The following is a 13,849-nucleotide window of genomic DNA, read 5'->3' on the forward strand; positions in this document are numbered from 1 at the left end:
CCCCAAGGCATACCATTCTTCGATCGGATACCCCCTCTTGGGTATAACAAGGAGCTGAAAAGCAAGATAATGATTTATAAACGTATTCATTTAGCACTGCCGCTCTGCATTGCTCTAACTCTCTGCAGCTGTATGAAAGCACAAGCAGGGGAAAGGCATAGACTGCAGAATGAAAACAAAAACGGAGGAACAGCTATGGTAACGGCGGGGAATATAAAAGAGATTTATTTGGCGGGAGGCTGCTTTTGGGGTGTTGAAGGATACTTCCGCCGTATCGCAGGTGTCGTCGAAACCGATACGGGATATGCGAACGGCACTACCGATACGACGAATTATCAGCAAATACACGGCACCGATCATGCCGAAACCGTCAAGATAACCTATAATACCGGCGTTATCGCACTCGAAGAACTATTGGAACACTATTTCCGCATCATTGACCCGCTTTCCGTAAATAAGCAGGGAAATGATGTCGGCAGGCAATACCGTACCGGCATTTACTACACCGATAAGAAAGATGTACCGGTTATTCAAGCTTTTTTAAAACGGATGCAGACACAATATGCACGCCCGCTTGCAGTAGAAACGGAACCTCTGCGGAACTTCGTATTGGCGGAAGACTATCATCAAGATTATCTTGAAAAAAATCCCAACGGGTACTGTCATATCAATTTAAGCCTTGCCTCCCTACCCCTGCATGACGAAGCGAAGTTCAAAATGCCGGATGCAAAACAGATTAAGGAACGGCTGACACCGCTGCAATACAGTGTAACACAGGAGAAAGCAACCGAACGTCCCTTTACCAGCGAGTATGATAAGTTTGAAGGAAAGGGAATTTACGTTGATGTTGTTACGGGAAAACCGCTTTTTTCTTCGAGCGATAAATACGATGCAGGCTGCGGATGGCCGAGCTTTACCAAACCGATTACCTCGCAGGCGGTTGATTTTACGCACGACAGCAGCCACGGTATGGAACGGATTGAAGTTACCTCAAAAACCGGCGGCGCGCATTTAGGTCACGTTTTTGACGACGGCCCGCAGGATAAAACAGGCTTGCGCTATTGTATCAACGGAGCTTCGTTACGATTTGTTCCCTACGAAGAAATGGATGCCGCCGGCTACGGAGACTATAAACAATACGTAACCGACTAAGGAAAACACATTAGGCTGTTTTTTAGCAACCCCGCAGAAGAATTGAGGCTGTTCAACCAGAGTTGAACCTCTTCGCGGTTCAAATGGTCTCACAGCCTCAATTCTTCTGCGATTCCGATTTACTCTGCCTGATGTGTTTTCCCATCTGTTGAAAAAAATGCGAAATTTTGGATAAAATTTCGCATAAAGCATAAGAAGAAAGCAATCGCTTTAAATATTTCTCATGCGGTTGCTTTTATTTCTAAAAATATGACGGATTGTCTAGGTATGCCCAGATGTTCATAAAGGTATCGAGATAAGCGGATTTCCGGCGTTTGGTATAAATCCGGGTGAACAGCGCATCCTCGGCTTTTTGTACTTCCATATCACGGATTTCAAGATAATCTCCGGCGGAAAAGCCTGTTTCATCGGCGTAGCTGCCGGGAATAACTTCCGTTATCCTGAAAGCCTTTCTTCCGCCGGCACTTTCAAGATACATACCATACACCGGCAGCATAGCCCGCGCACGGCTATCCTTACGATACACCAGCTCGGCAGGCTGTTTGGGACGGGCTTCCAGCTGTACGTACCAATCCTGCCGCATTTTTTCCCAACGGTGCTCGCCTTGTTCCGCCCCGCCCATATTGCCGATTGCATCAGGCATAGTGCCGGCATTTGCATTTTCGGTAGTGCCTGCTGTATCGGTACCCGAACCGGTAGTACGAGCGGCATTCGCGGCAGGAGTATGCAGGGGCGCATAGCCTGAAACCTTAATGATAGTACCGGCGCTCAACCGCATCAGCTCGGCCTGCAGTGCTTCCAAGCTGGGAACCGCCCGCCCATTCAGATGAGTAATAACGGCGCCGGCGGGAATAACAGACGCGGAGGAACCCGGCACTGCATAGACCAGTTCCGTTCCTGCCGCCTGCTGCGGCGATTCCTTCACGGAAACGCCATAGCAAGACATCCAAGCATGGACGATTTCACCGCCTGCATAGAGCTGTGGGAGGATAAGCCGCAGCAGTTCCACCGGTATCGCAAAGTTTAAGCCCTCGTTGCGTTCAAGACCGGCAAACACAATTGCCTGTACCCTGCCCGCCTCGTCGATAATCGGCCCGCCTGAGCTGCCGTGATTAACAGGCGCATCAATCTGCAATACGCTGCCTAAAGACAGAAGACGCCGATTTTGCGCCGACACGATACCGGAAGTAAGCGTCTGCTCCAATCCGGCGGGCGAGCCGATCGCATAGATTCTACTGCCGATGTTTAAGTCTTCCGAAGATCCAAGCTGAAAATACACTTCGGGATTAATCTCCGTTTTAAGAAGTGCGAGGTCGAATGTCGTATCCCAGCCGACTACCTTTGCCGGTATCCGTACCGTAGGGTTTTCCGCACGCTTGATGTACACACGGGAAAACCCTTCATATTCTGGATCAACTTCGCTTTGAATAACATGATAGTTTGTGATTAGATAGCCGTTAGCGTCGATAAAAAAGCCCGAACCGATCATCCGGTCGGCTCTCCCCAACCCTTTTTCAATCGTCATACCGCGGTCAACCCACACCGTTACGGTTCCTTTCATCATCTTTCGAACCGTTTCCAACGACGGCGCATCATTTACGCCATCGGAGAATCGAGCAGTATCCTGAATCAACGCATCAAATTTCTTTTCCTTCCATTTATCCCGCTGCGCCGACATAAGTTTTTGCTCACTCCACTGTGCAGGTATATGCCCTAATGCGGTGAGAGACCGGAATATTTTGAGCGCTTCATCCCATGTACCGTTTTCGACAGCCTCAAAAAAAAGCTTTTCGACAGCACTCTTGGAGTCTTGATACAACGTATTTATTTCATCGGTACGTTCGGTATACAGTGTTAAACGCTTTGCCCGCAATAGGGCATCGAGCGGTTTTTCTGCAATAAGACCGCGGACAGCTTCAATCTCCCGTATCACGCTGCGTCCGTCCGTGTAATTGACGCTTTGAGAAAAAGAGGGAGTAACGGAGGTACAGGCGCCGAAAGTAACCAAAAGTACAATCAGCGCGGATATGTTATACAAAAACCGGCTCAATCTCACTTTTGCCCCTCAGCTGTTACAGGAGCTGCCCGAACGGGAACGCGCAACATTTGAACGAACACGGCGCCTTCGGAACGGACGGCATAGAGCTCATAGCTTCCGATTATCATCGTCCGCCCTTCTACATCGGAATCGGTATTCTTAAACAACTCTATCAGTTTTTCAGCGACCTTATCCGAGAAAGAGGGGCGCATTTCGAGCCAGTATACATTATATGAAGGATCTTTTATCAGCGGCATACTTGTTTTGCCGATAGTCAAGCGTTCCGGTGTTCCTTTTTTATAGTATACCGACACCGGAAGCCCCGAATACCGGTGCTTCCACACCGTCTGAGCATTTCCCGACGGAAACTGCGTATACTGAATTTCCGGCGTTCCGTCTTCATTTTCATCCCAATTTTTTATGACCGTTCCGTCCGTCTTGTAAAGTTCATAATATTCAAACAACTTATTTTTATTGATATCAACCGAAATTTTATCGAGCTTTCCCTGTTTGCCGTATTGTTCCAGCACTTCAAAAAATCCGTCGCCGTCATAGTCATACTCTTTTTGTGCAAGTACGCCGTTCCGATACCGGGCAAGAGCAAGCGTTTGTGTTCCCGTCTTGATTTCAGCCGAAATAATCCGGCCGTCTTCAAAGTGCATCCGCATAACCGCATTTGTATCCAACGGTGAAGGTTCTTCACTGTATAATACCGAAAAGATAAAATCATGTTCTTGCAGCAGGCGGGCATTGTTGCGTAACCGCAGCGTAAAGAAAGCCGGAGCCTCTGCATCGGTATCGCGCAGTCTTAAATCAAGTTCGGTCTGAGCAACCGGCTCCCATCGAAGTGCAAGCGGGCGCATGATATATTCCCGCTTTTCCGCCTTTTGCACAATCGAATGCACTGCCGGATAGCTGTCATATTGGACGGCATAACCGTTCTTCGGCGTAACAATACGATCAGGGGCGCCGAAATTGCACTGTATCTGATATTCATACACCTCATCCTGATTGAGATCGAAAAAGGCCGATACGGGGCGTCCCTGTTCAAAAAAAACAGCCGCGTTGGAGATGCCGTCACGGTTATCGTCCTCTAAGAGCACGCCGCTAAAACTTTTAAGGCGGTTACCAATCTCTTTCCTCATAGCGTCCGTACCGGTCAGCCGGCACAACTCAATCAGCTGATCGGAATACAAGGCAAACACGGGCGCTTTACCATTTTCCCTTTGCGGCAAATGGGCGGCAACGGTTACGGCAAAAAATTCTTCGACAGCGGTCTTTTCTTCGATAACGCCATACCGAAGCTCCGCAAGCACCGCGGCAAGCTGCGTCCGAGCATCAAGGTTTTGAGTGCCCGTTGCATACATATTACGGTACACTTTTAAACGGCGGCTGTTTTCCTGCGGGTTAGGATCAAAGGGAGCGGCATACACTGCCAGAGACGGCGCCTGTTCAATCCAGACATAAAGTTGCTGCAAAAGAGAGTCGGCAAGTTTTTTCCCCGCGCGGGTCATCGCTTTATCCCGCTCTTGTAAAAAGAACAGCCGAGGGAACCGAACATCAAAACTCCAACGGTTTAACGCAGTTTCGATTACATCCCGCGCCTGCCCGTCACGTCCTACCCCATAGAGCGCAGAAGCACGGTAAAAGTCACGGTCGGCGGAATCAAAGGCAAGCGAATCCAACACTTGAATTGCTTCGTTGTAGCGTTCCGTTTCAGTATAAAGGCGGGCAAGCAGTAACACGAGATTATCACGGTTATAGATACGCAACTTTAAACCCGAAGTCAAAGCTGTTTCCGCAGCATCAAGGCATTGTGCACGGGTACCGTTTAACTGAAGAAGGCATTGAGCCTTTAAATAAAAAAAGTCCGCAAAGGAATCGTCAAAAGTCATGCCTTTTTCGGTGTATTCAAGAGCTTCCGCATAGTTTGCATCGGTATAGAGCGCCGCGGCTTTTTGTAAATATTGCAGTGCATACGAGGTATTAATCTGCTGCAGTTCACGGTTTACTGTTTGCGAATAAGCCGCAGTAACAGGTAGTAATAGCATAAACAACGCTTCTGTAAGCGGAATCATCCGTTTTATATGCTTGAGCATTCTATTGTTCCTCCACAAACCAGTTTTTATATCCAAGGAAGCTGCCATACAAGGCGCGTATACGAGTACGCCTCTGAATACAAGTATCTTCTATGATAATCGGCAAAAGTTCGCGAGCAAGTGAATCAACCTGCCATTCATTTAAAATTTTTTTTACTTCTTTTACATTTCCGGATTTCATTTGAATCCGATCGCCGCCGCGCCTTGACCTGACGAAAATGGGGAGCGTAAAAGGGCCTATTCCGCTGCTTTTCTCCGTACTATCCCGCACAAAGATACCGTTGTCAGCTTGATAAACCTCCAACTGCCCCAGAGGATACGTATATATGCCGCATTGCGGAATGGTCAAACTATATGACTTTTGATTATACAGCGTAAGATAGGCAGTACTGTCAAACAGCAGGATACGATCACCGCGGCGTTCCAACCGAAGAGCGCCGGCAGCAGCAATCTTTGAGCGAGTATCCGGTTGCTTTTCCGGAACAATCAATGCATCCGGCAGTGCCGATGCTTCAGACGTAGATACCTCCGATACTGCCGGTGAGTCTGATACATCCAAAGCTGCGATTGGTTCCGGCACCGCTCCATCAGATGCCTCCGGCGCTGCCGTATGTTCGGACGAAAGCCGAAGAAGTATGCCAAGCGGAACCCGTGTCCCGATACCGAGCCGACGGCACCCTTGTTCAAGCAGCCTGAGCCGCAGTGCAGGATGGAGCGAATCGAAGAAATCCGCCGCGATTGCAAGTGCGCCGTGTTTACATTGCTCCCAATCAGCCGTGGCGCCCGCGTTGGTCGCACCGGCTATGCCGATAAAGGTTTTGCGCGCAGTTATCAATGCTTCTTCACAGAACGAACGATCCAGACTAATCCGCTGCAACGTTTTATCCAGCCCGGTGCGCCACCCGCCGAAGGCCGCAGCCAATGCCGGTACTAAATGGTGCCGAATTCGGTTGCGCAGATACGTATCTTCCGCATTGGTGGAATCCTCACGCCATCCGATACCCTGGTGCCGTAAAAAGGCCTCGATATCGCTCCGTTCTACCGTGATAAGCGGACGTAAATACCGTCCGCGCCGTACCGGCATTACGGATAAACTTGCCGTACTGCCGCCTTGGAAGAGCCGCATCAACGCTGTTTCATATACATCACTGCGGTTATGCGCCGTTACGATATAGTCGGCGCCCACGGAAGCGGCGGTTTCTTCAAAAAGCCGGTATCTCAGCGTACGTGCGGCATCTTCGGTTCCCCTGTTTCGTTCCTTTGTATAACGCGCAACTTCTCCAGCGGGGATTTCCGCAACTACACAGGGTACCGGCGGATCCAGACGGCTGCACAGCTCGGCGACAAAGGCTGAATCGGCGGCGCTTTCTTCCGCACTGCGGATATTATGGTTGACCGTAACTACGGTTAATCGGCAGCGAAGCCGCGTCTGTAATCGATGAAAGGCTAACAGTAATGCCGTAGAATCAGCACCGCCCGAACACGCAAGAAGAAAGCGACACGGAATATGTGTTAAAAATGGTTTAAGATTGTTAAATACGACATCGATGAGCGGATGAGAATACATACACTGAGAACAATAAAGCGTTTTTGAGGAAAAGACAAGAACAGAACAGAAAAAAAAGTGCAGGTGTAAGACCTGCACTTTGATAAGAAGGTTAGGCTTTTGCTTCCGGAGCAGCGCCTGCAGCCGGAGCTGCATCAGCTGCAGCTTCATCCGTAGCAGCGGGGGCTTCTTCTCTGGCAAATTTAACCATTGCAACCGCTAAATCGGCATCAGTCAAAACCTTAACCCCTTCGGGAACTTTAATATCCCGAACGTGAATTGCTTCGTTAGCACCGAGTTTTTCAACATCGACTACGATGCGCTCAGGCAAGTTACGCGGTAAACATTCAACCTCAAGTTCTGCAATACCGGTTTCCAAAACGGCGCCTTGACGGCATGCTTCAGGAGATCCGGAAAGCCGAATCTGAATTTTAGTCCGCAACAGCTGACCGCGTTCAACAGCGTAGAAATCTGCGTGGAAAACTTTATCGTTTACGATATCATATTGATAATCTTTGATAAAAACTTCAAACTCGTCTTTGTCGTCAACTTTAACGGTAATAAGCGTACTTTCGGTAACTGTTTTGAATAATTTTTCAAAATCGCGATAGGGAACATCAATAGCTGTCGAATGCCCCGCATTATCATAAATAACGGCAGGTAAACGATTAGCCCTACGGCATTTTGCAGTAGCAGCTTTTCCAAAATCTGTTCGGCGGCAGGCTGTCAAAACTCTCTCTTCCATAATCAGGAACTCCTTTGCATATAAAGCAAACAAGAGGCTCCTTCTGTATGAAAAGCCCCTTTTTTATATTTACATTCATATAAAGTCAACACGGATTATTTTGCAACAAAATAATCCGTATCTCCTTCAGACTGGGACGGTAGGATTCGAACCTACGGAATGACGGCACCAAAAGCCGTTGGCTTACCACTTGCCGACGTCCCATTATAAAAAACCATGCATTCATGCACGGTAATTTTCCTATTGTTATAAACCGATCTGTATACCATCGGTTCTAGCTTTCTGCACAAGCCTCGTATGCGGAAAGTATCTTTTCTTGCAGTACCGATCGGAATTCAGGTGTTATCGGATGAGCAATATCCTTGTACGCGCCGGTCTTAGTTCTACGGCTCGGCATTGCAACAAAAACACCTTTTTCGCCTTCAATAAGCTTCACATTATGCAGTACGAAGCAGTCATCAAAGGTAACGGTTGCATAAGCCTTTAATTTGCCTTCAGCTACGGTCTTCCGGATCTGGACATCAGTGATCGTCATACTATGCCCCTCCTTACGGTAGAGCCATTATACACCGTAAAGTCTTGTTAGGCAAGTAAAAGAAACGGTTTACACCAGCTCCATCTTTTTGCCAAGACTTTGAATGCAGAAGCCATAAGATTTTCAGAGCTAAACAACCCGAAAACAGCGGAACCGGAACCGCTCATCTGTGCAAATTCCGCACCTTGTTCGCAGAGCTCGTTACGCACACGACCGATAACGGGGTAGCGCTGCTCAAGCACCGGCTGAAAATCATTTACAAAACACCATTTCCCAAGCGGATCATGATACTGTTTTATCAGTTTTTCATATCCCCAGGCTTCATATTCGCCGGATAGTATTCCCTTTTGTTTATCCAAAAGCGAATAAGCTTCTTTCGTCGAACTCTGCACATCCGGCCAAATCAGGATACCGAAACAGTCAGTACGGGATTGTATCGGCTCAAAAACCTCTCCTCGTCCCGACACGATTCCTGCCGCCTCCCTAAGAAAGAACGGCACATCGCTACCGACTTGTAAAGCAAGATCTATCAACTCAGAATCGGTTAACGGCATCGCAAAAAGCTCATTTACAACCTTCAGTAAGGCAGCCGCATCGGATGACCCTGCACCCAAACCGCTTCCTGCAGGAAGATTTTTTATCAACCGAACTCTTATGCCCGCATTGATTTCCGCCGCGTCTTTAAACACTTTCCATGCTTTAGTCAATGTGTTATCAGCAGGCAATGGCAACAAAGGAGATTCAACCGTACAACTGTGCGAATCGCTTGATTGTGTTATGGAAAGATAATCCGCTATTGAAATACGCTGAAAAATACTTTCAAGGTTATGAAACCCATCTTCTCTTTTTGCCAGAACCTTTAGATGAATATTAATCTTCGCATATGCACAAAGACTAATTGCATCGGCACTCATGCTTGAAGCATTATTCATATATTGTGAGTTTTGTCAACCGCCCCAAATATCTCCAAAATACCTCCGATCCGGCAGCGGTGCGCTTTACATCTTGAGTTTTTTATACGTTTCTTCGAGCGGATGTACGGCTCCGCCGAACTTCGGAAAGCTCGGTACAGCATCACCTGATTTCCGCGGAATAAGGTGTATATGCAAATGAAAAACCGTCTGGCCTGCGCATTGGTTATTTGCATTCAGCATATTGATACCTTCATATCCGCAGTCAGTCACGCAATGGTTCGCGACCTTTTTTACCGTATCCATTACATGATGGAGCGTTGCTTCATCCGCATCCAAGATATTCGTAACGTGTTTTTTGGGGACGACCAGCATATGACCGTCAACATCTTTTGCAATATCCATAAAGACAATCGTATATTCATCTTCATAAATTTTCATGCACGGAATTTCACCTTTAATAATCTTACAAAAAATACAATCATCCATACGTTAGCTCCTTTTCTTTTCATTGTAAGAGGAAACCTCTTTGCCGTCAATCATACGTCTTGAACATCCTCTTTATTTTGCGGGAATATCCGAAGACCGTCTGATGAGGTTGCCTTTTACTTGACTGATTTTTTCTTTTGTGCTAGCGTTTCGGCATGAACGACATCACAATGCCGCAATTGTTGCAACAAATTGCAAAAAAACATCCGAATATTGCCGCTCAATATTCAAAGAATGAGCAAGGCGATTTTAATCCACTCTCCTACACCGATGTTTTTGATCGGGTATTGAGTTTTGCAGGCGGGCTGTTATCCCTCGGCATCACGCGGGGCGATAGAGTCGGCCTTATCGCAGATAACCGGAAAGAATGGTACCATGCCAGTATGGGGATTATGGCGATCGGAGCTGCTGATGTTCCGCGCGGCTGTGATGCAACCGAACAGGATTTGGTACGTATTTTGTCCTTTGCCGAATGTACGTCGGCAGTTATAGAAAACCGGGATCAATTCATAAAAATCTTAAAAAATCAGCAACAGTTCCCGCTGCTCAAAACGCTCATTGTTTTTGATCCTTTTGATATTCAAGATGAAGAGCTCAAAACAAAGGGCGACATTTCCCGCTTTGCAATGTACAGTTACGATGAGATTATCGAACGGGGTATGACATATCGGAAAGAACACCCCGAAGCGGTTGAACAGGAGCTGGAAAAAGGCAGCGATACGGAAGTTGCTACGATCATTTTTACCTCCGGTACGACAGGCGAACCAAAAGGGGTTATGCTGACGCATAAAAACTTTGCCGTGCAGCTGGATGATCTTAAAACGAGAGTTATCCTACATCCCGGCGAAAAGGCCATTGTGGTATTGCCGGTATGGCATAGCTTTGAGCGGCTTTGCGAATACGTTATTTTGGCTTCTGCTGCGGGGATGGTATACTCCAAACCGGTGGGAAGCATCTTGCTTGCAGATATCGCAAAAACCAATCCGGCACTGTTCCCGTCGGTACCGCGTATATGGGAATCCGTCTATACCGGTGTTTTTAAGGCAATGAAGCAGGCTGGCGGCATTAAGCAAAAACTGTTCAACTTCTTTGTCGCGGTAGGCTTGTTCCATGCACACCATGCGCGGAATGTAACAGGGCAAAATCCGCACTTTGTGCCTTATACAAAGATCACCCGTCCTATTATTTCCTTTATACCCTATCTTTTCTCCCTGCCGCTCTATGCGCTGGGCAATGCGCTTGTGTTTAAAAAGATCCGTACCAAACTCGGTACCGGCTTCCGGCAAGGAGTTTCAGGCGGCGGTGCGCTACCGCCGAATATCGATGCTTTCTTCTGGGCTATCGGTGTAAGCGTTACCGAAGGCTACGGTTTAACTGAAACGGCACCGGTTGTGTCGGTTCGCCCGCTCGGACGCCCCGTGTTCGGTACTATCGGGAAGCCGCTGTCGTGTACGGAGGTAAAGATTGTCGATGACAACGGGAAAGAGCTGCCGGTAGGCCAACTCGGTACGGTAATGATCCGCGGCACCAGTGTTATGAAGGGGTATTACAAACGGCAGGATTTAACCGATGCGGTCATCGATAAAGACGGTTGGTTCGACAGCGGCGACCTCGGATTTAAAACGCTTGACGGCGAACTTATCCTACGCGGCAGAAAAAAGGATACGATTGTACTGCGCGGCGGAGAAAACATCGAGCCGGTACCCATTGAAATGAAGCTGCAAGAATCGCCATTCATTGCGCAAGCGGTAGTTCTCGGGCAGGATCAGCGCTTTTTAGGCGCACTCATCGTTGCGGATGAAGCGGAAGTAAAAAGCTATGCAGCAGAACAAGGATTAGCCGCGGATTCGCTTTCGGAACTGCTGGAAAAGCCGGAGATCAAAAAACTTTTTGAACGGCAAATTGCTTCGTTGATAAACCATGAAAATGGTTTTAAGCTGTTTGAACGGATTAATCGTTTTGCGCTCCTTGCCAAACCTTTTGAAGCAGGTGTGGAACTTTCGGCAAAGCAAGATATCATGCGCTATAAGATTACGTCGTTATACAGCAAACAAATCAACGCCCTCTTTACCGATTAATGGAAAAGATTTTCCATTGCTCGCAGCCGCAATCTGTAACGTTGGGGGATCAGCTTCTTTGGCCGAAAACGACCTTCATATTCTATAGTGAGCCTCAATTTCTTGTAAGATATTTAATGAGTACGTATCTTTTGCGAGTTTTTCCTTCAAAACATGAAGGTTTTGAAGGAAGCCTTTAGGAATTTCTGTGGTATCACTTTTTCGTATAAGTGAATACAAAAGCTCAACACATTCGGTACATAAATAGGGGTTTGTTTCAGACTGTATAAAAAACACAACTTCCATTATAGCGCTAAAAGCATCTTCTGCAGTAAATGCAGTATCTATTTTATCCCGTGCTTTTGCAAAAAACCATTCATCTTTTTGCAGCTCTGTTTGCCAATTGAGCTGTAAATTTTTAAGCACTTCATTTATTTTCATGTTATTCCTATATATGCGGTATTATACAGCATATCATTCTTAATTAACATAAGAAATCCAGTCTGTATACAATAACGCCATATCTTTTTATCTACGCCATAGTTTATAGAGGTTTTTCCTTATAACTTTTTCTCTCTTTTTTCCTTGCATTTTTTTTCTATCCGTTTTACACTAAAGAACATAAGGAGTATGCAAATGACACAGAAAAAAGTTTTTAAAACACTGTTCGTTGTTCTGGCGGCTGCATTTATGCTGTTCCCGTCGTGTAAAACAACCGAATCCGCTCCGGCAGCTGTATCAAAGCAATACAGTGCCATTGAAGCGAAAGCGCCTGCCAATCAAGTAGACGTTCTATTATTTAACGACTTCCACGGTAACGTCGCGGAAGATACCCGTCCCGGCAAAGGTAGAAATGCCGGTATGGCAAAGATGCTCGGCTATGTACACACGGCACAAAGGGAAAACCCGAACACGATTGTTGTAGCGGGCGGTGATAACTACCAAGGTACTGCGATTTCCAATTTGACCTACGGTGCGCCGGTTTCCGCAATGATGAAGGCGATGGGGGTATCGGTATGTGCAGTCGGAAACCATGAATTCGACTGGGGTGTAAAACACATGACCCAATGGCAAAAAGACGGCGGCTTCACCTTCTTGGCGGCAAATATCGTTGATAAAAACACCAAGAAGCCTGTCTCGTGGGCAAAACCGTACATGATTATCACTAAAGGCGGTTATAAGGTTGCATTTATTGGTTTAGCACATCCCGACACGGTCACTTTAACAAAAGCCGAACATGTCAGCGGATTGGACTTTACCGATCCTGTGAGCGCCGGACAGCAATGGGTTGATTACCTTTTGGCCGGAAAAGCAAAAGAAGGGAAACCGGATGTCATCATCGCATTGACGCACATCGATTCGGATCAGAAAGGTGAAGAAATTACCGGAAATGCAGTTGCCCTTGCTAAAATTAAGGGTTTAAACGCGATATTATCAGCTCACAGCCACCGGCCGGTACAAGGGGTTGCAGACGGTCTGCCGATTATGCAGGCATACTGCTATGGCCGCGCAGTCGGAAAACTCAGTATCACATTCGATAAAAATAAAAAAATTGCATCCATCACCCCTGCTCTTGATGAAATTTGGAAGCATAAAGACACTATCGTCGAAGATGAAGTAGGCAAAGCTGTGCATGCAAAATACGAAGCTGACTTAAAACCGATCTTAGGCAAAGTAATCGGTACCGCTGCCGGTGAATTTACCCACGAAAGAAGTGAAAAAGGCAGCAACACCTTGCTCGGCGTATGGGCTTCTGAAGCTCAGCGGAAAGTAGGTAAAGCAGATATCGCCATCCAAAACGGCGGCGGATTACGCAGAACGCTTGCAGCGGGAAATATTACCGTCGGCGATCTGTACGAAATTATGCCGTTCGACAACTACTTGGTAGTGTTCGATCTTCCCGGTTCGGAAATCAAAAAGGCAATTGATCACGGTATTATGAACCCGAATATCACGGACGGACAGTTTGCAGGATTAAAGGTTGAATACGACGGCACCAAACCTTTTGAAAGCAGAGTAACTTCTATCGCATTAGCCGATGGAACTCCGCTCGATATGAACAAAACATATAAGGTTGTTGTCAACGACTTTATGTTTACCGGCGGCGATAAATACGATTTCTCGAAGGCAACGAACGTCGTCGAAACATACGTTCCGATTCGTGATGCTTTAATCGACGAAATTAAAGCGGCAAAAACAATTACGCCGAAAGCTCCGGATTACATCAAAGATATCAGTAAAAAATAAAAGGGAGTCCTTATACACAATAAAACAAGC

The 13,849-nt window shown here is 46.9% G+C and carries 11 protein-coding genes and 1 tRNA gene; 3 read left to right on the forward strand and 9 right to left on the reverse strand.

From position 1 onward, the window contains the following. Positions 1 to 54: 54 nt before the first annotated feature. A complete protein-coding gene (msrB, locus tag E4N65_RS07545; RefSeq protein ID WP_044015814.1) occupies positions 55 to 1,152 on the forward strand; it encodes a peptide-methionine (R)-S-oxide reductase MsrB in 1,098 nt (365 codons plus the stop codon). A 241-nt stretch (positions 1,153 to 1,393) separates the two neighbouring features. Here the strand turns inward: msrB and E4N65_RS07550 are convergent, their stop codons facing one another. The 8 genes from E4N65_RS07550 to E4N65_RS07585 all read right to left on the reverse strand — a co-directional run bounded on the left by E4N65_RS07550 (position 1,394) and on the right by E4N65_RS07585 (position 9,515). Beyond that, positions 1,394 to 3,208 carry a S1C family serine protease gene (locus E4N65_RS07550; RefSeq protein ID WP_253672577.1) on the reverse strand — a complete coding sequence of 605 codons (1,815 nt, stop codon included), beginning with the start codon at positions 3,206 to 3,208 and terminating at the stop codon, positions 1,394 to 1,396. Continuing rightward, on the reverse strand, positions 3,205 to 5,289 hold the full coding sequence (locus E4N65_RS07555; RefSeq protein WP_253672579.1) for a tetratricopeptide repeat protein: 2,085 nt from the start codon (positions 5,287 to 5,289) through the stop codon (positions 3,205 to 3,207). Before E4N65_RS07555 ends, E4N65_RS07550 begins: the two co-directional genes overlap by 4 nt. Before the next feature lies 1 nt (position 5,290). Then, positions 5,291 to 7,006 (reverse strand): tRNA lysidine(34) synthetase TilS, encoded by a 1,716-nt coding sequence (tilS, locus tag E4N65_RS07560; protein ID WP_253672581.1) that lies wholly within the window; start codon positions 7,004 to 7,006, stop codon positions 5,291 to 5,293. Beyond that, entirely contained in the window at positions 6,948 to 7,580 is a 633-nt protein-coding gene (locus E4N65_RS07565; RefSeq protein ID WP_253672583.1) for a 50S ribosomal protein L25, read from the reverse strand. The genes tilS and E4N65_RS07565 overlap by 59 nt, the downstream gene beginning before the upstream one ends. Positions 7,581 to 7,711: 131 nt before the next feature. Further along, positions 7,712 to 7,784 (reverse strand) — tRNA-Gln (locus E4N65_RS07570). 70 nt (positions 7,785 to 7,854) lie between these two features. Next, positions 7,855 to 8,115, reverse strand: coding sequence for a septation regulator SpoVG (spoVG, locus tag E4N65_RS07575; protein WP_016523359.1), 261 nt, complete (start codon positions 8,113 to 8,115; stop codon positions 7,855 to 7,857). Positions 8,116 to 8,162: 47 nt separating this feature from the next. Further along, entirely contained in the window at positions 8,163 to 9,047 is an 885-nt protein-coding gene (gene ispE / locus E4N65_RS07580) for a 4-(cytidine 5'-diphospho)-2-C-methyl-D-erythritol kinase (RefSeq protein WP_253672585.1), read from the reverse strand. Between the two features lie 66 nt (positions 9,048 to 9,113). Further along, the gene (locus E4N65_RS07585) at positions 9,114 to 9,515 is read right to left on the reverse strand and encodes an HIT family protein (protein ID WP_253672586.1); all 402 of its coding nucleotides are present in this window, start codon (positions 9,513 to 9,515) and stop codon (positions 9,114 to 9,116) included. 155 nt (positions 9,516 to 9,670) lie between these two features. On the opposite strand from E4N65_RS07585, the gene E4N65_RS07590 reads away from it, so the two are divergent. Continuing rightward, positions 9,671 to 11,593, forward strand: coding sequence for an AMP-dependent synthetase/ligase (locus E4N65_RS07590; RefSeq protein WP_253672588.1), 1,923 nt, complete (start codon positions 9,671 to 9,673; stop codon positions 11,591 to 11,593). Positions 11,594 to 11,668: 75 nt separating this feature from the next. Here E4N65_RS07590 and E4N65_RS07595 read toward each other — a convergent pair whose 3' ends face one another. After that, the gene (locus tag E4N65_RS07595; RefSeq protein WP_253672590.1) at positions 11,669 to 12,013 is read right to left on the reverse strand and encodes a hypothetical protein; all 345 of its coding nucleotides are present in this window, start codon (positions 12,011 to 12,013) and stop codon (positions 11,669 to 11,671) included. A gap of 195 nt (positions 12,014 to 12,208) precedes the next feature. Here E4N65_RS07595 and E4N65_RS07600 point away from each other — a divergent pair, with 195 nt between their 5' ends. Next, a complete protein-coding gene (locus E4N65_RS07600; protein ID WP_253672592.1) occupies positions 12,209 to 13,819 on the forward strand; it encodes a 5'-nucleotidase C-terminal domain-containing protein in 1,611 nt (536 codons plus the stop codon). Positions 13,820 to 13,849: the final 30 nt, after the last annotated feature.

It is taken from the genome of Treponema sp. OMZ 855, from assembly GCF_024181145.1.
Classification (GTDB): domain Bacteria; phylum Spirochaetota; class Spirochaetia; order Treponematales; family Treponemataceae; genus Treponema.

Excerpts from the sequence above, each read along its gene's own strand:
- E4N65_RS07555 (WP_253672579.1), bottom strand. The coding sequence starts at position 5,289 with ATGCTCAAGCATATAAAACGGATGATTCCGCTTACAGAAGCGTTGTTT.
- tilS (WP_253672581.1), bottom strand. The coding sequence starts at position 7,006 with ATGAAGCTGCAGCTGATGCAGCTCCGGCTGCAGGCGCTGCTCCGGAAG.
- E4N65_RS07565 (WP_253672583.1), bottom strand. The coding sequence starts at position 7,580 with ATGGAAGAGAGAGTTTTGACAGCCTGCCGCCGAACAGATTTTGGAAAA.
- spoVG (WP_016523359.1), bottom strand. The coding sequence starts at position 8,115 with ATGACGATCACTGATGTCCAGATCCGGAAGACCGTAGCTGAAGGCAAA.
- ispE (WP_253672585.1), bottom strand. The coding sequence starts at position 9,047 with ATGAATAATGCTTCAAGCATGAGTGCCGATGCAATTAGTCTTTGTGCA.
- E4N65_RS07585 (WP_253672586.1), bottom strand. The coding sequence starts at position 9,515 with ATGGATGATTGTATTTTTTGTAAGATTATTAAAGGTGAAATTCCGTGC.
- E4N65_RS07590 (WP_253672588.1), top strand. The coding sequence starts at position 9,671 with ATGAACGACATCACAATGCCGCAATTGTTGCAACAAATTGCAAAAAAA.
- E4N65_RS07595 (WP_253672590.1), bottom strand. The coding sequence starts at position 12,013 with ATGAAAATAAATGAAGTGCTTAAAAATTTACAGCTCAATTGGCAAACA.
- E4N65_RS07600 (WP_253672592.1), top strand. The coding sequence starts at position 12,209 with ATGACACAGAAAAAAGTTTTTAAAACACTGTTCGTTGTTCTGGCGGCT.